The organism is Inediibacterium massiliense (assembly GCF_001282725.1).
GTDB lineage: Bacteria > Bacillota > Clostridia > Peptostreptococcales > Thermotaleaceae > Anaerophilus > Anaerophilus massiliensis.
The window spans coordinates 401,244-426,480 of sequence record NZ_LN876587.1 but is presented as its reverse complement, the minus strand read 5'-3'; the positions used below and the strand labels follow the sequence as shown (position 1 = coordinate 426,480).

Below are 25,237 nucleotides of genomic sequence, written 5' to 3'. Positions count from 1 at the left end.
TATAGTAAGTTCGTATATAAGCTTCATTTATAAACAAAGAACATACAATAAATAAAACTTATTGTATGTCCTAATCAATTAACATTATTTTCATATTTTCTAATGAAGAGATTTCTCATTTATTTGCAAATATTCTTTCCTTTTATTAATAAAGTAATATTTTTAAATACGGTTCTCTTATCTTCAAGTAATTGGAAAAATACATCTTCTACTATCCCTTCCACTTTAACCAAACCACAGTTTTTACAATCTTGTGGCAATACTAAGAAAGTACTAAAAGGAACATGAAAATGAGCTGCATGTACTGACTGAGTTGGTTCATCTGCTATATATAATACTTTTTGCTTTAATGTTCCTTCTACAATTAGTTTATTTCCTGTCAATACTTGCCCTTCATAAGAAGTTACAACAGGTGTTTTTATATAATAAGTTTCGTTTATTTCAACCTCTACCTTAACTTCTAATATTTCTTCTGCATCTGGCTTTTGAGGAGGGATCACAACATTTTCCTCTACACTTATTTGTTTAAATATTTTAAGACCAGCATCTATAATTACCTCATTACTTTGGGCACTTGCTGTTTGAATCTCTCCAGATGATCCTACTTGAAAATTAAAATCAACTGATGCAATGTTGATTAGTTTTGGTAAACATGGAATAAAATCTACCATGACTTCAAATTCAACTACAATAGATTTTCCAGGCGATAAATCTCCTATATTTACGCCCAATAATGGATTTTCTCCTGGTCTTTGTATACCGTTTACTTTGACACTATCTTGAATAAATGATGTTCCTTCTGGAATAGTATCTTTAAATATAATATTTTGAGCGATTAAAGTTCCTGAATTTGTAATAATTACTCTGTAAGTTATAGTATCTCCTATATCAACAACTTTTTTATCTGCACTTTTCACCAAATCTAGTCTTGCTAATTCTACTTGGGTTGTTTCTGTTGACGTATTATTTGTTGGGTCTGGATCTGGCGTTGGACTATTTACTCTAGCTGTATTGGTTAATGTTCCTGCATAGGATGCATCTACTGTTCCTCTTATTAATATGGTTATACTTGCTCCTGCTACTAAAGTTCCTATACTATATGGGCTTACCCATGGACTAAAGATTATTCCTCCATCTATTGAAAATTCTGGATTTAATATTTCTGCTGGTACTATATCTGCTACACTTACATTTTGAGCATCGGATGGTCCTCCATTGGTTACTTCTATTGTATAAGTTAACAACTCTCCTGCCAATACTGGATCTGGACTTGATATCTTTACTACTGATAAATCTGCTGAAGTATCGATTGGGGTTGTTATTGTTGTTTCATTGTTTGTTGAATCTGGATCTGGTGTTGTACTATCTACTCTTGCTGTATTCGTTATTACTCCTGTACATGATGGATCTACTGTTCCTCTTATGAATATGGTTACACTTGCTCCTGCTGCAATCGTTCCAAGATTTACTGCTCCTGGCCACACTACCCATGTTAAGCCTCCATCTATTGAAAATTCTGGATTGAGTATACATGCTGGTATTGCATCTGTTAATGTTACATTTTGAGCATGGGATGGTCCTGCATTAAATACTTCTATTGTATAGGTTACTTCTTCCCCTGCTACTACTGGAGCTGGATTTATTATTTTCACTATAGATAGATCTGCTGAAGTATCTATTGGAATTACTATGGTTGTTTCATTATTTGTTGGATCTGGATCTGGTGTTGTACTATCTACTCTTGCTGTATTTGTTATTGTTCCAGTACATGACGGGTCTACTGTTCCTCTTATTAATATGGTAACGGTAACTCCTGCTGCTAAGCTTCCTATATTATAAGGGCTTACCCATGGACTAAAGGTTACTCCTCCATCTATTGAAAATTCTGGATTGAGTATACATGCTGGTATTGCATCTGTTAATGTTACATTTTGAGCATCGGATGGTCCTTCATTGGTTACTTCTATTGTATAGGTTGCTTCTTCCCCTGCCACTACTGGAGCTGGATTTGCTGTTTTCACTATAGATAGATCTGCTGAAGTTTCTATTGGAGTTACTATGGTTGTTTCATTGTTTGTTGGATCTGGATCTGGTGTTGTACCATCTACTCTTGCTGTGTTTGTTATTGTTCCAGTACATGACGGGTCTACAGTTCCTCTTATTAATATGGTAACTGTACCTCCTGGTACCATTGTTCCTATATTATAAGGACTTACCCATGGACTCCAGGTTACTCCTCCATCTATTGAAAATTCTGGATTGAGTATACATGCTGGTATTACATCCGTTAGTATTACATTTAATGCATCAGATGGCCCTGCATTAGATACTTCAATTGTATAAGTTGCCTCTTCACCTGCTACTACCGGATCTGGACTAACTGTTTTAACTACTGATACATCTGCTGACGTATTAATTTGTGTTACTATTGTTGAAGTATTATTAGTTGGATCTGGATCCAATGTATCTGAACTTACTGTTGCTGTATTTGTTATTGTTCCTGTGCATGATGGATCTACGGTTCCTCTTATTAATATAGTAACTGTACCTCCCGCTACTATTGTACCTATATTGTAAGGACTTACCCATGGACTGAAGGTTACTCCTCCATCTATTGAAAATTCTGGATTTAATATACATGCTGGTATTACATCCGTTAATACTACATTTGTTGCATCGGATGGTCCTGCATTAGATACTGTAATTGTATAGATGGCTTGATTTCCTGCTACTACTGGATCTGGATTTACTGTTTTAACTACAGATATATCCGCAACTGGATCTATTTGTAAATAATAATCTTCAACTTCTCCATCTGATGCTGGCCCTATACTTCTTGTATCTTCATCTGTTGGTAAAGGATTTTGATTGATTAGCTCATCTGTTGTAAGTCTAACTCTTACAAAGGTATGATCTGGTGTTAATATAACACCTACAGGTACTGTAAAGTTTAATACTACTTGTTGCACTCCTGGAGCTGATGGTACTACTACAACTGGTGCAGCCTCATTCCCCTGAAATACCCCATCTTGATTAAAATCTATCCATCCATATACATTAGCTGGCAATCCTGTTTCATTTACCACATCTACTGTTAAAGAATAACTTGTATCTGTTACTAATAAAGGAGTAAGTGGTAAAGTAACACCATCATCTTGTATACCCTGTGGTATATCATCTCCTGTAGCATTAGGATTTTGATAAGCATCTGATTCAGCTGTTACTTGAGTTCCTAATGTTAATCGATTGATAATTTGATGTCTAGGTCCATTATTAGCAAGTAGTGTAGAATAATCACCAGGACCATTTCCAGATGATATATCCGGTGCATCTCCAAAATCTATTTCAATTCTTGCATTAGCACATGCAGCTCCATCATTTCCACTTGTTGGTATAGCCTGTGAAAATTCTTCCCCTACTGCATTGTTTCCTGAAATTGTTATACGGTAGAGTCTCCCTATAAAGTTGCTTATAGCATATAAATACCCATCTGCGTCCTGAAAAGTAGCACCATAGAAAGATCCACCTGGTAATCCTACTGTTGTTAAATTGGTAACAGTACCAGTAGTTGGATCTACTCTTACTACAATTCCAGTATTGGTTACACCATATAATTGTCCATCAATGGGATTCCATGACCAATCTGCTATAGGAGTAGACGCTATTGGTATAGTATTTATAACCTGGCCAAAAGTAGGAGAATTTTGATTTACATCAATTTCATAAAAAGTTGTTGAACCATTTGCATATGCATACATACGCCCTTGATCATCTATATCTCCTGTTGTATAAACAACACCTGCTGGCAATCCTGTAATAGGTCCAAAATTTGTTATACTTCCATCTTCTGCAACTCTTATTAAATTATTAGAACCATCTTCTATACCATATATCATATTATCTAAAACATTATATCCTATAGCATTTATCTGAATTCCCATATCTGCCTCTATAATAGTCACATTACCTGTTACTAAGTTTATTTCTGCAAATTGACTATTTGCACCTGGAGTCGGTATAGCCACTTGATATCCAACCGCTATACAAGTAAAAGTTTGTGGATTATCATGACCATAATCTCTTCCATTAATAATAGCATCATTATTTATCTGTGTTTGAGTTACATTTATTGTTTGTGTTCTAAAAGTACTGGAATTTGTAAATCCTGCTGGTTGTCCAAAGGTTGTTGGTGGACATGTAACTCCTGGATCTATTGCCGTTTCATAAATAGTATAATTACCTGCTACAGTAAGATTTGAAAAAGTATATATTCCAGATGCATCTGTTTGAACTGTTGTACATACTCCATTCGGATCACGTATAACCACATAAACATTAGGTATCCCGGGTTCGCCTGGATCTAATACACCATTATTATTTAAGTCATTAAAAACTATTCCAGTAATAGTTGCAGCCATATATTACCCCTCCAATCTAATATTTTTTATTCTTTTGTATATAAACGCCATATTCGCTACTTAAGCTTCTAACTTATCCTTGTTTCATTTACTTACTTGCTTATTCATTTTCAATTGAACTAAATAAAATTCTTATCTACTATATAATATTTATAATGCTGATTTATGTGTATAGAAAAACTCCAGCTAATAATGTTAACCTATTCTTAATAACAATCAAGAAATTAAGATAGCAGGATAACATATGCTGGAGTTTACGAATAAATATTCTATTTAAAAAATTTGTAACTTAAAAGACTTTATAACTAGGAGTTAATTTATGCACATTGTTGCACATTTACAAATAAAGCTGTGCATTTAAATACATGTCTTTCATCTAACATAACACCACATATATCTTCTACATATGGTTTAATAACTAATTTTTCTTGGACTAAAAGATCTTCTATAGGAGTAGTTCCTATAGTATCTGGCACTACTACAAAAATACTATATGGTTTTTCAAAATGAGCAGCATGCACAGATTGAGTCGGCTCATCTGCTACATATGTAACCTTTTGTTTTACTAAAACTTCTATAATTAATTTTTTGCCTAGTAGTATTTGGCCTTCTTCTGAAGTACCCTCTCCTGTATCTACTATTTTAGTAGATACTACATCTACTGTTTCTAATATAGATACCAATTGTTCCATATTTGGCTTTTGTTCAGGTATTGTAACACTCTCAGGAATACTTACTTGACTAAAAATATTGCCAGTAGCATTAAGTGGTGGAAATGAACTATCAATACCAATTCCTGTTACAGGCTCTGATACACAATTACATATATTTGTTTTCAAACTAAATCCCTCCTTCTTTTACTAACAGAATGATGAAATATCTAATAATACAGTAATATTTTTAAAAATATTTCTTTTATCTAATTGATATACAAATATATCTTCTATATATCCAGTAACCTTTGGCAATGGTTGTGTATTTGGATTAAATGTAGCAGGCAATACAATAAATGAACTAAATGGCTTAGCAAAATGAGCAGAATGCACAGATTGAGTTTCTTCATCTGCTACATACTCTATCTTTTGACATAACAGTGCTTCTACGATAGCTTTATATCCTGTTAAAGTTTGACCATCTGGTGCAGTTCCAACTGGTGTTTCCACCACTCTAACATTTAAAATTTTTATAGATACAGATGCTTGAATAATTTGTTCTATATCAGGCTTCTGTTCTGGGATTTCAACATCTTCCATTACACTTAATTGTTTAAAAGTGGTTGCATTTTTAGGTAAAACATTCGAATTTGCAATGCCTACATAATCAATTAAATCTACAGCTGTCCCTAGCATCCTCTTACCCCCTTATGTTTTTTGTATTAATTTCCAATCAAAACATCTAGCAATATTGTTACATTTTTAAATATGTTTCTATTGTCACATTGAAGAGCATAAATATCTTCAATATAAGGAATTACCTTCACCCCTTGATCTGGTGTAAAGCTAAGTGGCAATACAATATGTGCACAAAATGGAATGGAAAAATGAGCAGAATGAACAGATTGAGTTTCTTCATCTGCTACATATTCTATTTTTTGATCTATTTTTCCTAATACTCCAACCTTATATCCTGTCAAAATAGTTCCATCTACTGCTTCTGTCTCAACTCTCTCTCCAGTAGTTGCATCTACACTTACTGGCGTTTCAATAATTTTTGTGCATAAAATATTTGCTTTTGCAATCACTCGAATAATTTGTTCGATATCAGGTTTTTGTTCTGGAATTTGTAACATTTCATCTACATTGATTTCTTTGAACGTTGGATTTGTTCTAAGTGAATAATCTGGTAACGTATCTGCTAATCCAGAATATGCAATTAGATCATATACTTTTGTTCCCATTAAATAACCCCCTTATATTTTTTGTTACTTCTCTATCATCATATGCTGGAAGAATTAAATTTGTGCATGTACTTCTAAATTTTTTTAGCAAATTTTTCCTTCTACTATAAAAGTAATATTTTTAAATATATTTCTTTTGTCTAATAACTTGACAAAAACATCTTCTACGCAAGCTGTTACCTTAATAGGATCTCCACAATTAAAATTTTCTGGCAATACTAAAAATGTACTAAAAGGAACATCAAAATGCGCAGAGTGAATATTTTGAGCTGGTTTATCTGCTATATACTGAACTTTTTGTTTAATAATACCTTCTACTACTAGCTTCCAGCCCGTTAGATTTTGTCCCTCATAAGATTTAGATTTTGCCGTTTTAATAGGATAACTCCTTGTAATCTCTATATTCACAATAACATGATCTACATCTTCTGCATCAGGCTTGACTTCTGGAATTGTTACATTTTCTTGTATACTTAATTGCTTAAATACTGTATTCTTTTTAATCACTAATACAACATATCTCAAAAAAATCTTTTCTCCCTCTACACCTTTTGCCTCAATCACAAAAAAATCTTCGCCTACAAAATTTTCTTTAGGGGTATATACAAATTTCCTATCTTCACAAATTTGCAATGTACCATTTTGTGGCTGTTCTTTAATAGTAAATGTAGGATCTTCAATTTTTACTTTCATAGTTCCCTTAAAGCATTTATTCTTATACGTCCATTCACTACAATCTACAATTTTTGTCATATTATTTTCTTCATTACATCCACATATATTAAATTTTACATCTACTAACAAAGTAATATTTTTAAAAATCGTTCTTTCATCTAATTGCTCTGCAAATATATCTTCTATATAAGGGGTCACTGAAATTTTATTTTGTTGAAGTAAAGATTCTACTGGAACTCCATTGATTTTACTTGGAATAATCACAAATACACTTGTCAATACATCATCATAATGTGCTGCATGAACAGATTGGGTAGGTTCATTTGCTACATATTTTACTTTTTCTTTTAATTGAATTTCTGCAATTAATTTTTTCTTACTCAGAATTTGTCCTTCATAGGATCTTGATATACATGTATCTACAATTCTTAAAGATATAATTTTTGCATCTACTATCACAGATAAAAGTTGTTCCATATCTGGTTTTTGCTCAGGAATCTTAATTGTTTCCATAACAGATGTCTGAGTAAAGTATGTTAGATTTTCTGGAATACAATCACTAATTCCAATTCCTTGAATATCACCACACATGCAAATTCCCATCCTTATCCCTCCTTTTTCTAATATTGAGTAGCATCTAACAATATGGTAATATTTTTTGTAATTTTTCTTTTATCTAATTGTGCTGCATAAATATCTTCTATATATGGCACTACATTTAAAATTTTATCTTCACAAAAGTCTTTTGGCAAAATAATAAACTCACTAAACCAAACGCTAAAGTGAGCTCCATGAACACTTTGTGTAGGTTCATCTGCTACATATTGAATCTTTTGTTTTAATTCTCCTTCTACAATAAGCTTCCATCCTGTCAAGTTCTGTCCTTCCATAGACTTCCCCTTAGCTGTTTTGATGACCTTTGTACTTTTTATGTCAACATCTACAGACACTCTTACAATTTGTTCTATATCAGGCTTTTGTGTTGGAATTTCAAAACATTCTTGTATATTAAATTGTTTAAATGAACTAGGATTTTGTGGAATGCAATCTGCTACACCTACATATTCTATTAAATCTCTTACCACACTTGCCACCTTCATAACCTCCTTTCATACATTCTATTTCTATTCCATTAAGCAGGCTTGTAATACCAATGTAATATTTTTAAATATATTTCTTTTGTCCAATTGTTCAAAATAGATATCCTCAATACAAGATTTAATCTCAATAGGAGTACATGGTTTAAAATTTTTAGGTAATACTAAATATGTACTAAACGGAACTTCAAAATGAGCACAATGCATAGATTGAGTAGGTTCATCTGCTATATACTCAATTTTTTGCTTAAGAAGTCCTTCGATAATCACTTTCCAGCCTGTTAACATTTGACCTTCATAAGATGTAGCTACTGGTGTTTCAATAATGGTTTGATCAACCACTTCCACATCAGCTATAACTTTTACAATATCCTCAGCTTCTGGTTTTACTTCTGGTATTGTTACATTTTCCATCACACTAAATTGCTTAAAAACTGTTTTGGGAGGTGTTGCTGCAATAATAATATTAGAAATTGCAGTTTTTCCATTTTGATCATCTATTAATATTTCAAAAACATCTACTCCTACAAAATCTATATTGGGTTGATAAATCCAGTTTCCATTTGTTTCACTTAAGGTTAATTTTCCATGCTTAGGTTCTTTTTTTACAATAAATATGAATTCATCTCCATCTAAATCTTGTGTATCCGTTACTCTACCCACGGCAATATTTCTAGGTGTTTGAACAATTTCATTTTTAATAATAGGTATATCATGAACTGCAGTGATGGTAATCTCTACTACAGAAATAGCTCTACCACCTTTTTGATCATCTACCATAACCTCAAAAGTATCATTTCCTATATGATTAGGATTCGGAATATATGTCCATTCTCCATTAGAAGCTACTACACTTACCCCATTTTCTGGAGATTTAGACAAAGTATATATCAATGCATCTCCATCAGGATCTACTGCTGCTATCCTTCCAGTGACTGGAATATTTTCTTGTGTAGTCTTTGTATAATTATCTACAATCGGAGCTTCATTAGCCATAAATTTCACCTCTTTTTATTTAATAAAATTCACATCAAGTAACAAGGTAATATTTTTAAATATATCTCTCTTATTCCTCATCTGTGCAAATATATCTTCTATATAAGGTTTTACAACTACCTTATTATGATCTAATAGAGTTTTTACAGATATACCATTGATATGACAAGGTACCACAATAAAAATACTATTAATACATTTCTCAAAATGTGCTGCATGTATACTTTGTGTAGGTTCATCTGCTACATATTTTATTTTTTGTAGTAACTGTATTTCTACAATCAATTTTTGACCACTTAAATTTTGTCCTTCATAAGAATAAGCAATGCAAGTATCTGCTGCTCGAACAGATTTAACCTTAGCATCTACCATTACAGAAAGTAGTTGTTCCATATCTGGCTTTTGCTCCGGTATGGTTACTAATTCTGGAATAGAAATTTGTGTAAAATAAATAGGATTTTCTGGCATACAATTACCTACGCCAATTCCCTCTACGCCCTTATGAACACAATTAGCCATGTATATTCACCTTCCTATTTTTGAATTGCATCTAACAAGATAGTTATGTTTTTAAATATATTTCTTTTACCTCTTTGCATAACAAAAATATCTTCTATATAAGGAACAACCATTACAGCATCTTCCTGTTTATGATTTCGTGATAAAACAATAAAAGTACTAAAAGGCATTACTTTATGAACTGCATGCACCTTTTGTGTAGGTTCATCTGCTACATACTCTATTTTTTGATGAACTTCCCCCTCAACCACCAACTTCCAACCTGTCAATTTTTGTCCTTCTAATGACATAGAAACAGGTGTTTGAATTACTGTTTTATCTATAATTTCTATTTTTGCCGAAACCTTTACAATTTGTTCAATATCAGGTTTCATTTCTGGTATTTCAAATTCTTCTTCGATGATAAATTCTTTAAAGGCCTTTGGATTTTTAGGTAAAAAATTTGTTAATCCATCATATTCAATCAGACCTTTTACAACAGTAGCCATTTTATCCCTCCTAAGTTAAATTTTTCATTTCTTGTTTTACTGATATCTAATTTCCTGTTTATTTTTATCTTTTGAATACTTCATTTTTTATGTTGTCCTTAAGTCATACTAATAAATTATATAGATCTTGCGTCCACCTTATGCCTTTTATTTTCATAAAGTATAAATTAATTTTTAAAAATACTATTTCTTAGACATTCTATTTGTACATATGAAAAGACTCTATATATTGCAACTTTATAAAAATTGCTACTTATAGAGTCTTGTATATTAATATTGTTGTGATTGGTACCAAATATTAGCTTGAATTTTCTCATTCCTATCCATTGTTTTTATTTTTAATCTTATATATTTTGCATATATATAAGGAACCAGTGCTTTTAATTCATTAGAATCTACTATGATGCTTTCATTTTGGTCTATAAAGGTTATCCCATCAGGACTTATTTGTAGTTGTACTTGTATAGGTCCACTTCCTAAATTTTTTATAAAATAGGTAAGCATTTTATATAAGGAAGTATCTTGTATATCCGTAAAATATTCTTCTGCATCCACTTCTAAATTTTCCATCTTCTCCATAAATCCAACACTCTTCATTTCACATATACATTTTAACTTATAACAAATTTCAACTACTGGTTTGTATCCTCCCTGCAAACAAGTTAATATATATGCATAATTCACTTCGTTTTCTTGATCACTTTTTAAAATAAATCCTACATTTTTTTCCCTTTTTTTATATAAATTTTGAATAATTTGTGTAATATCATAGCTATAGTATCCACAAGTTTTCATATCTCTACTCTGTCCAAAAACATTTTCATTATAGATAGGCTGATTATTCCAGCTTACTGTATCAATAGACCATTCGGATATAATAAGATAAGGTATAACTTTTAAACTTTTTTCTTTTACTACCGTAGTTGTATACATCTTAAGTCTAGCATTTATAATTACTATATCTTGTGGTAAATCACAAAAATCAAATTGGATGAGTATTCTATATATATTATTTTGATCATCATTTCCTATCTCCATCAATCTGCAATTGATCCTATTCTCATCTGGATACTTTGTAGCAATTTGTACGATATTTAACTCTGGATAAAATATACTTTCATCCATATTAATCACTCCTCTCTTTCAAAAATTCGTCTAATCCCACTAATAATATATTATACATACCTCTTTTCTGCACCTTCATCTGCTCCTCTATACTAGTTTCACAGGTTAAATCACATGTGTCTTATTCTTCTATATTACTAAAAATTTACACATTCTATATAACTAAAAAAAGAAACGTACCTTTAAAAATAATACGTCTCTTTTTTATCATAGTAATACATAGTATACATACAAGATGTAATTACCTATAGATTGCAAAGTCAGTCAAAAAATATCACCTTTATAAACTAACAAATAACCACATCTATAAGCATAGCAATATTCGTAAAAACAGTCCTTTTACTTCTTAATTCGCCATATACATCTTCTATATAGGGTTTTACAATTAATCTATCTGTATAAAATAAATCTTGTATACATATATCATCTATTTTTTGAGGCATTATAACAAAAACACTTTTTAAATTTTCAAAATGAGCTGCATGAACACTTTGAGTTGGTTCATCTGCTACATACGTAATCTTTTGCTTTAACTTTAACTCTATCACTAATTTTTTTCCACTTAACAATTGTCCTTCTAAAGATTTCATACACGGTGTATCAATAAGCCTCATAGATACAATCTCTGGATCTACCATTACAGAAGTTAATTGTTCTATATCTGGTTTTTCATTTGGTATTTGTAATTCTCCAAAAACAGAAAATTGCTTAAAATATTTAGGATCTTCTGGAAATTGAGGTGCTCTCCCAATACCTTTACATGAATTTTCCATAATTATTCCTCCCTTACTCGCTAATCAGTCCTACTAGTAAAATAGTTACATTTTTAAATATCTTTCTTTTTCCTATTTGTTTGGCAAATATATCTTCAATGTATCCCTTTACACTCACACTCATAGTGTCTTCGAAATCAGCAGGCAAAATAATAAAACTACTAAAAGGAACATTAAAATGTGCTGCATGAACACTTTGAGTTGGCTCATCTGCCACATACTGAACTGTTTGCCTAAGCTCCCCTTCTACAATAGCTTTCCAACCTGTTAGAGTTTGTTCTTCCAAAGATACTCCTATAGATGTCTGAATAACTTTAACACTAGTAATACTCAGCTCAGATTTAATTTTAAGCAACTGTTCTATATCTGGCTTTTGTAATGGAATATCCAAACTTTCTTGAACATTCAATTGCTGAAATGCACCTATTTCACTAGAAAAATTTGGTATATAATCTGAAATACCTTCATATTCTATCAAATTTTTAACGATATTCATGTTCAAACCTCCTCATTCATCATTTACTTTTCACTAATAGTATATTCGGTATATCTCTTTTCGGTTATATATAACAACAATACATTTATCATAAAACGCTTTTATTCATTGTGCCTAATTTTACGAACCATATTCTCTCATATTTTACACACAAAAAAAAAGTAGAACTATATTCTACTCTTCAATCTATTAATCCTTTTATTCTATTTTTAAATCTATCTATATATTTTTCCTATAGCATAAATATATACCAAGCTCTTATTTAACAAGTTCTTCCTTCTACTAGCAATGTTATATTTTTAAATATATTTCTTTTATCAATTTTTTGATAAAAAATATCTTCTACAATGGGATGCACTACAACAGGAAATAATTTACAATAATTTTTAGGTAGGATAATATAAGTACCAAATGGAATATTAAAATGTGCTCCATGAACACTTTGATTCGGTTGATCTGCAATATATTCAATATGTTGTTCCAAAAATCCTACTACTAAAAGTTTGTATCCAGTTAATATTTGTCCTTCATAAGATCTTCCTTTGGATGTTTTTACAATATTTGTATGTACAATATTTACATCTACACAAACATCTATGATTTCTTCTATATCTGGTTTTATATCTGGAATTTTTACATATTCTTGAATGCTAATTTGTTTAAAAGCCTCTTTTTTAGGAGCAACAGATATAAGAATTTTAAATATCTTTTTTTGTTTTTGTGTACTACAATACAAAACTTCAAAATAATCAAATCCCTTATAATTATCATTTGGTGTATATTTCCAAAATCCTAATTCATCTATACATACCTTTCCATACTTAGGTGGCAACTTTATGTATAAAGAGCCACAACAAAGCTCTTCTTCTTTTAGCTCAACTTTTCCACAACTTGATTTTCCCATCGTAGTAATATAACAATAATCTGCTATATTACTATAATTTTTAATTTTTTCACATTCTTTTATTGTATACATAGTCTATCCTCTTTTCTCGCTATGTATTTTTTATTATGATCCATACTACATCTACATATTATTACAACATCTATCAACATAGTAATCCCTTTATAAATAGTTCTTTCATCTATCTTTTTTGTATAAATATCTTCTATATATGGAGTAACCACTATTTTTTTATTTTCTAATAAAGTCTCTACTTTGATATTATGAATCTTAGAAGGGATTACTATAAATATACTTTTATATTTTTTTTCATAATGAGCTGCATGAATACTTTGAACAGGTTCATTTGCTACATATTTTATTTTTTCAATAAGTTCAAGCTCTATAATAAGCTTTTTCCCTGTTATATTTTGTCCTTCATAAGAATATCCTATTGAAGTATTTACAATCCTCGTAGATACAATGTTAGGTTGGATAACTGCTGAAATAATATGTTCTATATCTGGTTTTTGATCAGGAATTGTTAAAATTTCAGATATAGATAATTGTTTAAAGCAAATAGGTTTATCTGGAAAACATTGAGAGACCCCTACTACATTTTCATTACCATACAACATCATCTCACCTCATTTTAAACATATTGACTAGCATCTAGTAATATAGCAATATTTTTAAAAATCCTTCTTTTATCTATTTGAAGAGCAAATATATCCTCTATATATCCTGTGACATTTACTACTGTATTCGAATCAAAATCTGGAGATAAAATAATGTAAGAACTAAAGGGTGTATTGATATGTACTGCATGAACACTTTGAGTAGGTTCATCTGCTACATACTCTATTTTTTGTTTCACTTCTCCTTCCACAATCAATTTCCATCCTGACAAACTTTGCCCTTCTATAGATTTTGCAACAGGTGTACGAATTATTTTTGTACTTATTATCTGTATATCTGCCATCACACGAATAAGCTGTTCAATATTTGGCTTACTATTAGGAATTTCAAAATGTTCTTGTATATCCATTTGTTGAAAAGCACAAGGGCTCTCTGGTAGGTGCATTGCAATACCTGAATACTCTATCAAATCTTTTACAATTGGCTTCATTTTCATAATCTCCTTTCTACATTATTCTCTTTTACCATTTTATGAATTGTCCTTTCTTTTATTCCTACAATATTAACCGTACATAGCTTTTTCATAAATCTGTACAATTTTTTTTGTAGCATGCCCCCAATTGTATTTTTGTGAAAACCTTCTTCCTTCCTCTGAAATTTTTTTATATTCTTTTTGATTATTTTTTAGTTCTAAAATTTTATTTTTTATTTTATTGGGATCATTTTCATCTACATATATAGGAGACTGTTTTAAAATTTCTTGCATAAAATCAGTTTTTCTACATACAACAGGCACTCCACAAGCTAATGCCTCTAAAGCTGAAAAAGGAAATCCCTCATATTTAGAAAAATTAAATAAAAAAAGGGATTTTCTATAGATAGATACCATATTTTTATAAGAAATCTCTCCTGTAAATACTACATGATCTTGTATATTTAATTGATGAGCATAATATTTTAATCTCAAATAATCTTCTTCTCTTTTTCCATCATTTTTCCCTACAATAAGCAATTTTAATTCTTTATTTTCTTTAAAAATTAATTCACATACATCCATAATTTTTTCTATATTTTTTCTTGTATGCATGCTTCCTACATGAAGTAAATATGTTTTTTCCATATTTTTTGTTTGATTTTCTGTTTCATAAAAACATTCTCCTATGCCAGGATATATGGTTACTACTTTATTCTTTACTTGTGGATATTGTTGTACAATTTGTTTTTTTAAAAAATCTGATACTGCAATAATATAATCTGACTTTTCCATGGCGTTTGGAAATTTTCTAAAAAAATTATTTTCATATTTTGAATCTATATCATATCCTTTATAAAACGGTGATACATCATGAACTGTTGTAATATATGGACATACTTTTTTATTAGGTATGCTAAACCCATTATGTAGAGAATGATATAATTGAATATTTTTTCCTTTTAAATAAGTTTCTAATATTCTATAATCATTTTGTATTCTATTAATAGGAATATCTTCAAAAGTTAATTTTTTATTTTTTTCCCAACTAGATACCAATTCACTATCATCCCAAATAATATGATAGTTTGGCTGTCCATATAATCGAAACAAATGATTATATAATTCATAAGCATAAGTATACAATCCTGTTCCCGTAAGATGCGTAATACATAAACCGTCTAAGCATATTTCCATACCCTTCACCTCATAAATATTCTTCCTCAACATCCACAAATGAATTTGGAATTATTTCAGTCAAGCAATTTTCTTGCAAGGATAACTGACTTTTATAATTAAAATTTTTATGATTCTCTTCTTTTATCAATATTAATTTTTCATTATAAAGAGGATTTACTTTATAAACTATATGTTCATACAAAGTATGAGAATTTAATATTTGATAGTATGCATCTAAAATAATTACTTTGACTTCTAATAAATTTAAATCTTCGTGTATAAATTGTATATATGTATTATACGGCATTTGAAATTCTTCAATGGCTACCTGCTCTTTTTCATTATCTTGTGCATATACAATTTTATATTTTTTTATTCCATCTATTACAACGATTTGATCCTTTATGCTTTCAACTCTTCTCCATGATTTTATTTCCAAACTAATCATTATTTCAAATATATTTTTAACTGGAGGAGAATCTTTTGGAATGAATATATAATTGGTATCTGAATAATATATACCATTCTTATGATCGTCTTGACTATTATCCTCTTTTATTCCTTCAATACGAATACAATTTCTTACAATTGCCATAAGTTTGTCCCTCCTTGAAATCATCATATTCATATTATAAAAAAATTATTCCAAATTATTTTTAAATTTTAGTCATTTCATCATAGGGTTATCCATATTTATATAGTAACAAGATCAATCATCATATTTTTGTAGCTACAATCAATTAATCTCANTTCAAATAGGCCTTTAAACCGATGTATAGCCTTAGGATTCATAACAACAACTTCGACTCCTAAAGACTTAAGCTCAGAGTCTTCTGATAGGAAAGTTGAAGGATGAAAGCTGTAAATAGAAGTTGCTTCCATACCGATTATAATACGATCATACCGAATTAGATCAGCGAAATGGCTAATATGTTCTTTGATTTTACTAGCACCAACAACATTATTGGGTAGAGAAACTTCTAGTAAAATTTGATCTTCACTGGTGAGAAAACAAGTATCAAGTTTTTCAGAACTAACATCAATACCAACAAATAATTTCATGGAGAGGACCTCCTTTCTATGAATTTGGAACGGCTTGGATACTGAAACCTATCCCTAGTTACCAACCGGATGGCAACAACCTCGCGTATGAGTATTCAATACTTGTCAATCATAAGCTGCCCGAAGCTACTAACATTCGGTATGATAGGCAAGAGATACAGCTTGTGAGTTTGCAGTACACCTGTTGGCTGGGAGACAGTCTTTAAATGCAGTCTTGCTGCAGGAGAGAACAGCCTTAATCCAGATAGATCCTTATTCCATACTTCTATTATCTAGGAATAGGACTCAATATCCAAGGCGATAGATGAAAATTTTTAACTTTAAATATATTATACGAGGAGAGAAATATATGTGTGCAAATATATTTACAAAAAATAAGTATACAGATCATACAAATTCCATAAATCAATTTGAAAACATGGATATTTTTAAGCAATTTCAGATGAAAGAAATTACTTCTTTACAAAAAAACAAACCGAATATAGATAAAATTTTAACATCTATTATCGATCCTGAAGTCTACTCTATGTCTATATTTAATACTATAAAAGGTGAATCTTTTGAGGGGAAAAATCTTACAGGGAAAAAACTTTGTATTGTTTTTAAAATACGTAAAAAAATTTTATATGTTGCTGATCTTGATAATCAATCTGTTCATGCTACTGAAAATATTTCTTTTGTATCTACTAGTCTATCTATCCCTAATACAATAGAAGGTTCTTGTCCCGAAATTTTAGTGAAAAATAATTTTTTCATTCCAAATATTTATATTGAAGATTCATCTATTAAAAAATTAAATGATCGCATCATTATTAACAACTTACATATTTGTTTAAGTATTAAAATCATTCCTACTTATTCATTATGTCTTAATGAATATATCAATAATAAAAAAAGCAATCTCTTTTTATTATTCAAAAATGGAGCTAGGAAAAAACAATTAACCGATGACACTTTCAAAAAATGTATTCTCCCTAAATGGTCTCCATGTGGTCAAAAAATAGCTTTTTTATCTAACAAAGAAGATACAAATCTTTTATATTTATCAACCTTATCTGGTAATTTGCGTAAGCTTTCTTTACCAAATTATATTGAAGAAGTTATAGATTTTTGTTGGGGAAAAAATTCAAGCATTATTTATGTATCTGCTAGATCTTTTGAAGGATTAGAAATATATGCTTTAAATATTTTTAATCAAAAATGTACTCGTCTAACTTTTAGTCATCATAAATATATGAACAAATCCCCTAAATATCATTGTATTGCAAACAAACTCATTTTCAAAAAAATAGATCATCATGATTCAGATCTTTATGCTATGAATGAACATGGTCTTCATTTACAGCAATTAACACACATGAAAAATATAAAAAGTTTTGATTGTTCTAAAATCAATAGTCTATTAACTTATATTACGGAGAAAGATATGTCCGATACATGTCAAAATACTATTTGTTTATTTGATTTATCTCAAAATAAGAGTCAATGCATTTTTCAATCTAATTACTTTATTATTAAAAAAGTTAAATTCTCTCACGATAGTCGTTATTTAGCTTTTATTTTATGGGATTATGATATCTATAATCTATATATTTATGATCTTCAAAAAGACACGTATGATAATTATACTCATTTTTCAAATCCTAATATGATCTATGATCTTGAATGGGATCTAAATAATAAAAATATATATTTTTCAATGGTTCAATCTTATGTATGTAATATATTTTCATTAGATATAAAATTAGGTACTATACAACAAATTACAAATAGTAATTCTTCTAAAATAGATATATCTTATCGTTCTAAAATAAAATAGTGTTCATATATTCTAATGATATGAATATATTGATATAAACTTGTTATAAGTTTTTGAATGTTTTCTAAGTTATATTACTTTCTATTTATTAAAGGAGGCTTTTATATGGGTTATCGATTAACAAAATTTGACTTTATTCCAGAAGAAAATGAACAATTAGAAGCTACGCTAAAACTTCAAAAAGAATCAAGAAGTGTTATTCATGGAGTTGTAAAAGATGAATGCGGTAAATTGGTGAAAGATGCAGTTGTTAAACTTTTCAAAGTAAAAAAAATTCACAATTTGGAAAAATTAATCCCCATCACCCATACTTTTACAGACGAACATGGCCAATTTCTTTTTGGTCCATTATGCGCACATCAAAAATATCTTATAAAAGTTTGGGTAAATCATGTGAAAATACGTGAATTAGAAATCTGTCCTGAACCTATAGACCCAGATTGTTTGGGAAAAGATCAACAACCTTGTACTCCTTGTAACGATAATCAATGTGAATGTTCTAATTTAAATGGAGAAGAATAGCATAAAAATATTGGGAAAGTGTAATATTCACTTTCCCAATATTTTTATAATAGTTTATAATAGATTGTCCAAACAAAAGCTTCACACAAAAGAAACATCATTCAGTAAAACATTAAAATTATCTTACCGAAAAACTTTCCATAAAAATAAACTAATCATACTCACTCCTATAGTTATATTTAAAATGACTCCTAATATAAATCCTATAACTGTTCCAACTCCTGAAAAAATAGAATTTTTCAGTTCCTGTCCATAATACATCTCTCCTATTAACGTTCCTAAAAACTGTCCTAAAATCATTCCTGGTAAGCTTAAAATAAATATGCCTAGAATACCACCTAAAATACCTCCAATAATCCCAGCTTTTGTAGCTCCAAACTTTTTTGCCCCCATCATACTAGATATATAATCTAATAGAAAAGCTAATCCTGTAAGAATTCCAAAGATGATTATCATAGTTATACTAATTTTTTCAAAATGAGTATAAAATCCATATCCTAAAATAGATAAAAAAATCAATCCATTACCAGGAATTCCTGGTATGAAAATTCCTAATAGACCTATCAACATAAGAAGTATTACTACATAAATCATATCTATATCCCCTTTCTACTATACCCTATCTTTTTTATTTTAACCTTTATGAACCCATTTTATCTTTTTTGCATATTGTATAATAGTCTTTCACTATTATAATAACGGAGGGATAAAATGACAACTCCTATCGTTCCTAAAGTATTTGATTTTAAAGATATAAAAGGCATATCTAACAATCAGCTTACCCAACATTATACCCTATATAAAGGATATGTAGAAAAAATTAATTTAATTTGGAGAAAACTAAAAGAAGAAAAATTTGAAAATCCAAACCCTACCTATAGTCCTTATAGATGTTTAAAATTAGGAGAAAGCTATTCATTAAATGGAGTCAAACTTCATGAATTATATTTTGAAAACTTAGGAGGATATTGCCATATACCCTATGGCAATTTATTAAAAAAATTAATCCATGACTTTGGAAGTTACGAAAACTTTCAAACAGATTTTTTAAACGCAGGAAAATCAGCAAGAGGTTGGGTTGTAACAGCTTATGATTTGATAGATCACACCATTAGAAATTATATGTGTGATAGTCATGATCAAGGAGGTATATGGAATGCACTTCCTATCCTTGTTTTAGATGTCTACGAGCATGCTTATATGATTGATTTTGGCATTGATCGAGCTAAATATCTAGATATATTTATTAAAAATATCAATTGGGATATTTGCGAATGCAGGTACAATCAAATTCTAAATCTTTTGTATAACCAACCACCTATGCCAATTCCGATGCCCTATAGAATGTTCTAGCTAAAAAAATCCATTACATAAATGTAATGGATTTTTTTATTTAATCTGCAAAACAGCTTCCACCTATAAACTCTCTGATAATAGAAGTTTGAGGAATTACTTCTTCTTCTTGAATGGAAGAAAAATAATGTAAAAATTTTAATAACCTTTTGGCTTCTGTATATCCTGGGTCCTCCTGTTTAATTTCTAATAAAAGAGGCTCTGCATATTTTTTTAAAGTAGCTAATTCATATACTAAAGCAGAGTTGAACATAATATCTGCTTCCTCTTGAAATGGAAATATATTTCTTTTTTCTCCTCTACGAACAGATTGCCATAATTTCAAAGTAGTAAGAGCAGAGTGGCCTCTATATTTACTATCTCTTACAATTCTTCTAATCAATCTAGTATCTGTAGTAGGAATTCTATTATGATCATCAATATTTAATTGAGTCAAGGCACTAATATAAATTTTAAATTTCTGATCTTTTGAAATATCCTCTGTAAGCTTATTATTTAGTCCATGTATACCTTCTATAATAATAGGCTGATCTTCATTAATTTTCATAAATCTTCCTTTATATTCTCTTTGCCCCTTTTGAAAATTAAAAGTAGGAAGTTCTATTTCCTCTCCCTGAATTAATTTTTTGAGGTGCTCATTAAACAACTCCAAATCTACTGCTTCTATGGCTTCAAAATCATACTCTCCATTTTCATCTTTTGGAGTATGTTCTCTATTTACAAAATAATCATCTATAGATAAAGCCACTGGCTTTAGACCATTTACTTTTAATTGAATAGATAATCTTTGGGCAAAAGTAGTTTTTCCTGAAGAAGAAGGCCCAGCAATTAATATAATTCTTTTATTTTTTTGTGTAATCATATCTGCAATTTGTGCAATTTTCTTTTCATGCAGAGCTTCTGCAATACGAATAATGTCTGCATATTCTTTGTTTAAAATCACTTTATTTAAATTGGCTACATAAGGAACTTCTAAAATTTCTCCCCATTTTTCAGCTTCTCTAAATATAGTAGCTAATTTTTTTTGTTCTTCAAACACAGGAATCTCATTTGGATGAGTTTTCTCAGGATGTTGTATAATCACTCCTGGTGCATAATATGTTAATTTAAATAATTTTAAATATTTTGTACTTGGTACCATATATCCATAAAAATAATCTCTTAACCATCCACAGCTATATATATTCATTTCATCATTTTCTCTAAAATCTAAAAGCTCTGTTTTTGATTCCATACCAAGATCTTTAAATATTTTTTTTGCATCTTCTACTGCTATACTGCTCTTTGTAAAAGGCACATCTTCATCAATAATTTCTTTCATTCTAACTTCAATTTTTTTTACATCTTCTTCTGTAATAGGTCTTTTGTAATGAATTTCACAATATAATCCTTTACTTAAAGAATGCTCTACAGTAACCTTACAATCTGATAGAATTTCCTTAGCGGATCTTATGAAAACAAAGGAAAGACTTCTTTGATAAATACGAATGCCATCTGATGAAGTAAGATCAATAAATTCAATATTACAATCCTTATGTATGGTGTGCGTTAATTCTCTTAAGTCATGATCTACCTTAGCTGCTACAATGGTAGACGGATAAAAATCTTTAAATTGATCGCTGAGTTGTTCTAGTGTAATTCCTTTTTGCACTTGTATTTTTTCTTGATTGTTTACTATAATATTTATTTTATTCATTCATGCTCCCCCTTATGAGAAAGTCCTTATATAATCATACTATTATATTATACCCAATATTTCAAATTAAAACTGCTATCTAAAAAAAGTCCCTGAAATTTCAGGAACTTTTTTGATTACATAATAGGTCTACTTGGTTGAGATATAGTACTTAGTGCATCCCCTGCTTCGTTGACATAAATATTAATAGTTGCTAAATCTCCGATGGCCAACATTCCTACTAACTTTCCATTTTCTACAACAGGCAATCTTCTTATTTGATGTTTGGCCATAATATTTGCCGCTTCATGAGCATCCATCTCTGGTGTTGCATAAATCAAATGATTCGACATTACACTTTGAGCATCCATATTAATATTTCCTGTGGATACACCTTTTAAAACAATATCTCTGTCTGTAACAATCCCAATCGCCTTTTTAGATCCATCACAAACTGGAATAGAACCTACATTTAATTTTTTCATTTTTTCTGCTACTTGAGTAAGTGGTGTATCAGGATTTGCCATTGCAATTTTTTTTGTCATTAAATCTTTGACTTTCATACAATACCTCCTTTCTATTTTCACTATTTAGCATGTACAAGTTTTACAAAAAATAAACAAAAAACCTAGACCCAATTGTCTAAGTTTTTTTACTCTTTTAATAAACTTTTCCTATTGTATTAAATGGATACAAACGAACAAGTACTTTTCCTCTAATAGTATGAATATCTACAGGTCCTACGCTTTCATCACGACTATCTAAACTATTAAGTCTATTATCTCCCATGACAAAGACCATATCTTTAGGAACTTTCATATCTATTTCTCCCGATGTATAATCTCCATTAATATAAGATTCATCTAATTTTTGGCCATTTACAAAGACATCTCCATCTTTTACTTTTATTTGGTCTCCTTCTACTCCTATCACTCTTTTGATCAAATCCTTTTCTTTTCCATCTTCTGTTAAAAGATGTGATTGAAATACTACAATATCTCCCTTTTCTGGATTATGCATCATATATGGTATTTTATTAATAATCAAATAATCATATTCATGTAAAGTAGGATACATAGACTCTCCCTTTACTAAAGTAGGTCTTATAAAAGTTGTAATGACCAGTGCAATTACCACAGATACAACAATTGTTTTAATCCATTCTAAAATTTCTTTCTTCATTCCGATCTCCCCTTATTACAAATTTCATATTCTTTATTGTATCACTTCTAATTCATGTACACAATTACAAATCTTCTTTTGAAAAAGTTATCAGAATATGTCTATTAATTTTATTATATTTATTTTGACTAATCCTGAGTCCAATTTTTTCTAATACATGACAAAAATCCTCTAAAATGAAATAAGGATCTTTATATACTTTTATAATATCTTTTTTATTTACACCTTTAAAACCATGTCCTGCAATACAATCATGTCTCATTTCAATAATTTCATTCATTTTGGGATCATTAATCACTTCTAAAGCTTCTATATATCTTTTGTCTTTTGAAAGATGTTTATGAATATATGCAGTAATAGAAAAACTTAAATTTGGATTATAGATTTTATATTTTCTTTTTAAAACTTTCAAAATCATTCTTTTAGAAGCTACATCACTCATAAAAGAAAATTTATCTTTCTCTACATGATGAATTGCAAAAATATATTTTAAAATAGCTTCCTTTAATCGATACACTCTACTCAAAAAATCTATATATTTTTCATTCTGAAGCTGTATTTTAGTATTTTCTATGAGTTCTGAAAAAATTGCATCTGGCTTTCCTTCTCTTAAATCCTTTAAATTGTTTTTTAAATATTGTAATCTTTTATGAAAATGATCATCTTCCACTTCTAAAAGTTGATAATATGCTGATTGAAAATCGAAATTCATACTGTCCTTGCAAGCCAATAATAACGAATTTGTTCGATCATAATTTTCTTTTTGAATAAATGCTAACGCCCCTGTATAATTATATTGGTTGATCAATTGTTCCATTACAATATACTTCATTTGATCCATTTATTTTCCCCCTTTTGCCTCATCTATTGAAATAATTTAATCTTAATTTTCTTAAGTTCCTCTGGCAATGGGCTATGAAAGCTTTTCCCCTCCAAATATTTTAAATTTTCATTGCAATTTACAAAATCAATTTTATAAGCATGTAAAAATTGATGTTTCAGATTTTTAAAATTCTTATTTGTTTTTAAATCTCCATATTTTTGATCTCCTATAATTGGATGTCCTATACTAAAAAGATGTGCTCGAATTTGATGACTTCTTCCTGTAATAATCTCTACCTCTAGTAAACTATATTCTTGATTCCATTCAATTGGTGTATAAATAGTATGAATTTCTTTTGCATTCATAGTCTTTTTAGAAACAATTTGTACTTTATTGTTTTTTTCATCCTTTACTAAATATCCTTTTAACTCCTTTTTATGATCTACTCTTCCTTTTACAATAGTTAAATAATATTTTCGAATACAATCCTTTTTTCGAATCATTTCATTTAAGCTTTGTAATCCATAATAGCTTTTTCCTATCATGACAATCCCACTCGTATTTCGATCTAATCGATTGACACTTGCAGGCACAAAAGTTTTTTCCTGATTTGGATCATATTTTTTTTCATCATATAAGTACTTAAGTACTTGATTGATTAATGTATTTTTATCTTTGCTATGGTCTTCATGAACCAATAATCCTTGTGGTTTGTCCACTACAATCATATTTTCATCTTCATAAATAATGTGAAATGTTCTTTTGACTTGATGAATTTGTTTTTGCTCTATAAAACCTTGTATGGTTTCTTCACTCAAAAACAATTCTATGTAATCTCCCTCTTGTAAAATATAATCATTAGCAATCTTTCCATGATTGACTTTTATATTTTTTTTTCGAATCATTTTGTAAATAAAACTTAAAGATGCTTTATTCATGTATTTGCGAAGAAATTTGTCTATTCTTTGATTGGCTTCATTTTTTCCTATGTATATTTTTCTCATGTGTCTCACCTCTACTTTATTATGCCATAAACTACTTTTCTTTAATAGTCTCCTCTATTTTATATTGAAAAGTATACCTTACTTGTGCTATCCTTATTAATATAAATTCATATTTTACTTGAAAACAAAAATGGAGGTAT

At 29.5% G+C, this 25,237-nt stretch carries 27 protein-coding genes; 3 read left to right on the top strand and 24 right to left on the bottom strand.

Going from position 1 to position 25,237, the window contains the following annotated elements; translation table 11 throughout:
• Positions 1-119 precede the first annotated feature (119 nt).
• The 18 genes from BN2409_RS10580 to BN2409_RS10495 all read right to left on the bottom strand — a co-directional run bounded on the left by BN2409_RS10580 (position 120) and on the right by BN2409_RS10495 (position 16,719).
• Positions 120-4,418, bottom strand: a complete 4,299-nt coding sequence (locus BN2409_RS10580) for a DUF7507 domain-containing protein (RefSeq protein WP_053956604.1) — start codon at positions 4,416-4,418, stop codon at positions 120-122.
• A 317-nt stretch (positions 4,419-4,735) separates the two neighbouring features.
• A complete protein-coding gene (locus tag BN2409_RS10575; protein ID WP_053956603.1) occupies positions 4,736-5,257 on the bottom strand; it encodes an SPOCS domain-containing protein in 522 nt (173 codons plus the stop codon).
• 21 nt (positions 5,258-5,278) lie between these two features.
• Positions 5,279-5,767, bottom strand: coding sequence for a DUF3794 domain-containing protein (locus BN2409_RS10570; RefSeq protein ID WP_053956602.1), 489 nt, complete (start codon positions 5,765-5,767; stop codon positions 5,279-5,281).
• A gap of 26 nt (positions 5,768-5,793) precedes the next feature.
• Positions 5,794-6,315 (bottom strand): SPOCS domain-containing protein, encoded by a 522-nt coding sequence (locus BN2409_RS10565; RefSeq protein ID WP_053956601.1) that lies wholly within the window; start codon positions 6,313-6,315, stop codon positions 5,794-5,796.
• Positions 6,316-6,399: 84 nt separating this feature from the next.
• A complete protein-coding gene (locus BN2409_RS10560; RefSeq protein ID WP_053956600.1) occupies positions 6,400-7,593 on the bottom strand; it encodes an SPOCS domain-containing protein in 1,194 nt (397 codons plus the stop codon).
• A gap of 17 nt (positions 7,594-7,610) precedes the next feature.
• Positions 7,611-8,084: a DUF3794 domain-containing protein gene (locus BN2409_RS10555; protein ID WP_053956599.1), complete on the bottom strand. Its 474-nt coding sequence runs from the start codon at positions 8,082-8,084 to the stop codon at positions 7,611-7,613.
• A 30-nt stretch (positions 8,085-8,114) separates the two neighbouring features.
• Positions 8,115-9,083: an Ig-like domain-containing protein gene (locus tag BN2409_RS10550; protein WP_053956598.1), complete on the bottom strand. Its 969-nt coding sequence runs from the start codon at positions 9,081-9,083 to the stop codon at positions 8,115-8,117.
• Between the two features lie 15 nt (positions 9,084-9,098).
• Positions 9,099-9,602, bottom strand: coding sequence for a hypothetical protein (locus tag BN2409_RS10545; RefSeq protein ID WP_053956597.1), 504 nt, complete (start codon positions 9,600-9,602; stop codon positions 9,099-9,101).
• Between the two features lie 14 nt (positions 9,603-9,616).
• On the bottom strand, positions 9,617-10,090 hold the full coding sequence (locus tag BN2409_RS10540) for a DUF3794 domain-containing protein (RefSeq protein ID WP_053956596.1): 474 nt from the start codon (positions 10,088-10,090) through the stop codon (positions 9,617-9,619).
• 270 nt (positions 10,091-10,360) lie between these two features.
• Complete coding sequence (locus BN2409_RS10535; protein WP_053956595.1) at positions 10,361-11,215, bottom strand: DUF6385 domain-containing protein; 855 nt, start codon at positions 11,213-11,215, stop codon at positions 10,361-10,363.
• Between the two features lie 287 nt (positions 11,216-11,502).
• Complete coding sequence (locus tag BN2409_RS10530) at positions 11,503-11,988, bottom strand: DUF3794 domain-containing protein (RefSeq protein WP_053956594.1); 486 nt, start codon at positions 11,986-11,988, stop codon at positions 11,503-11,505.
• Between the two features lie 13 nt (positions 11,989-12,001).
• On the bottom strand, positions 12,002-12,484 hold the full coding sequence (locus BN2409_RS10525) for a DUF3794 domain-containing protein (RefSeq protein ID WP_053956593.1): 483 nt from the start codon (positions 12,482-12,484) through the stop codon (positions 12,002-12,004).
• 262 nt (positions 12,485-12,746) lie between these two features.
• On the bottom strand, positions 12,747-13,460 hold the full coding sequence (locus tag BN2409_RS10520) for a DUF3794 domain-containing protein (protein ID WP_053956592.1): 714 nt from the start codon (positions 13,458-13,460) through the stop codon (positions 12,747-12,749).
• Positions 13,448-14,005 (bottom strand): hypothetical protein, encoded by a 558-nt coding sequence (locus tag BN2409_RS10515; RefSeq protein ID WP_053956591.1) that lies wholly within the window; start codon positions 14,003-14,005, stop codon positions 13,448-13,450. Before BN2409_RS10515 ends, BN2409_RS10520 begins: the two co-directional genes overlap by 13 nt.
• A gap of 14 nt (positions 14,006-14,019) precedes the next feature.
• Positions 14,020-14,496, bottom strand: a complete 477-nt coding sequence (locus tag BN2409_RS10510; protein WP_053956590.1) for a DUF3794 domain-containing protein — start codon at positions 14,494-14,496, stop codon at positions 14,020-14,022.
• Between the two features lie 72 nt (positions 14,497-14,568).
• Positions 14,569-15,675: a glycosyltransferase family 4 protein gene (locus BN2409_RS10505; RefSeq protein ID WP_199873002.1), complete on the bottom strand. Its 1,107-nt coding sequence runs from the start codon at positions 15,673-15,675 to the stop codon at positions 14,569-14,571.
• A 10-nt stretch (positions 15,676-15,685) separates the two neighbouring features.
• Positions 15,686-16,252: a hypothetical protein gene (locus BN2409_RS10500; protein ID WP_053956588.1), complete on the bottom strand. Its 567-nt coding sequence runs from the start codon at positions 16,250-16,252 to the stop codon at positions 15,686-15,688.
• A gap of 98 nt (positions 16,253-16,350) precedes the next feature.
• The gene (locus BN2409_RS10495; RefSeq protein ID WP_053956587.1) at positions 16,351-16,719 is read right to left on the bottom strand and encodes an IS110 family transposase; all 369 of its coding nucleotides are present in this window, start codon (positions 16,717-16,719) and stop codon (positions 16,351-16,353) included.
• A gap of 349 nt (positions 16,720-17,068) precedes the next feature.
• Between BN2409_RS10495 and BN2409_RS10490 the strand changes: the two genes are divergently transcribed.
• Together BN2409_RS10490 and BN2409_RS10485 are read left to right on the top strand one after the other, a co-directional pair.
• A complete protein-coding gene (locus BN2409_RS10490) occupies positions 17,069-18,538 on the top strand; it encodes a TolB family protein (RefSeq protein ID WP_053956586.1) in 1,470 nt (489 codons plus the stop codon).
• 105 nt (positions 18,539-18,643) lie between these two features.
• Positions 18,644-19,060, top strand: a complete 417-nt coding sequence (locus tag BN2409_RS10485) for a hypothetical protein (protein ID WP_053956585.1) — start codon at positions 18,644-18,646, stop codon at positions 19,058-19,060.
• Positions 19,061-19,183: 123 nt separating this feature from the next.
• Here the strand turns inward: BN2409_RS10485 and BN2409_RS10480 are convergent, their stop codons facing one another.
• Positions 19,184-19,654 carry a DUF456 domain-containing protein gene (locus tag BN2409_RS10480; RefSeq protein ID WP_053956584.1) on the bottom strand — a complete coding sequence of 157 codons (471 nt, stop codon included), beginning with the start codon at positions 19,652-19,654 and terminating at the stop codon, positions 19,184-19,186.
• A 117-nt stretch (positions 19,655-19,771) separates the two neighbouring features.
• Here BN2409_RS10480 and BN2409_RS10475 point away from each other — a divergent pair, with 117 nt between their 5' ends.
• Positions 19,772-20,413, top strand: a complete 642-nt coding sequence (locus BN2409_RS10475) for a superoxide dismutase (RefSeq protein ID WP_053956583.1) — start codon at positions 19,772-19,774, stop codon at positions 20,411-20,413.
• 40 nt (positions 20,414-20,453) lie between these two features.
• On the opposite strand, the gene BN2409_RS10470 is transcribed toward BN2409_RS10475, so the two are convergent.
• The 5 genes from BN2409_RS10470 to BN2409_RS10450 all read right to left on the bottom strand — a co-directional run bounded on the left by BN2409_RS10470 (position 20,454) and on the right by BN2409_RS10450 (position 25,097).
• Positions 20,454-22,109, bottom strand: coding sequence for a nucleoside kinase (locus tag BN2409_RS10470; protein ID WP_053956582.1), 1,656 nt, complete (start codon positions 22,107-22,109; stop codon positions 20,454-20,456).
• 116 nt (positions 22,110-22,225) lie between these two features.
• Positions 22,226-22,651, bottom strand: coding sequence for a CBS domain-containing protein (locus BN2409_RS10465; protein WP_053956581.1), 426 nt, complete (start codon positions 22,649-22,651; stop codon positions 22,226-22,228).
• 97 nt (positions 22,652-22,748) lie between these two features.
• On the bottom strand, positions 22,749-23,270 hold the full coding sequence (lepB, locus tag BN2409_RS10460) for a signal peptidase I (protein WP_053956580.1): 522 nt from the start codon (positions 23,268-23,270) through the stop codon (positions 22,749-22,751).
• Between the two features lie 64 nt (positions 23,271-23,334).
• On the bottom strand, positions 23,335-24,111 hold the full coding sequence (locus tag BN2409_RS10455) for a hypothetical protein (protein WP_053956579.1): 777 nt from the start codon (positions 24,109-24,111) through the stop codon (positions 23,335-23,337).
• Between the two features lie 23 nt (positions 24,112-24,134).
• Positions 24,135-25,097: an RluA family pseudouridine synthase gene (locus tag BN2409_RS10450; RefSeq protein ID WP_053956578.1), complete on the bottom strand. Its 963-nt coding sequence runs from the start codon at positions 25,095-25,097 to the stop codon at positions 24,135-24,137.
• Positions 25,098-25,237 lie beyond the last annotated feature (140 nt).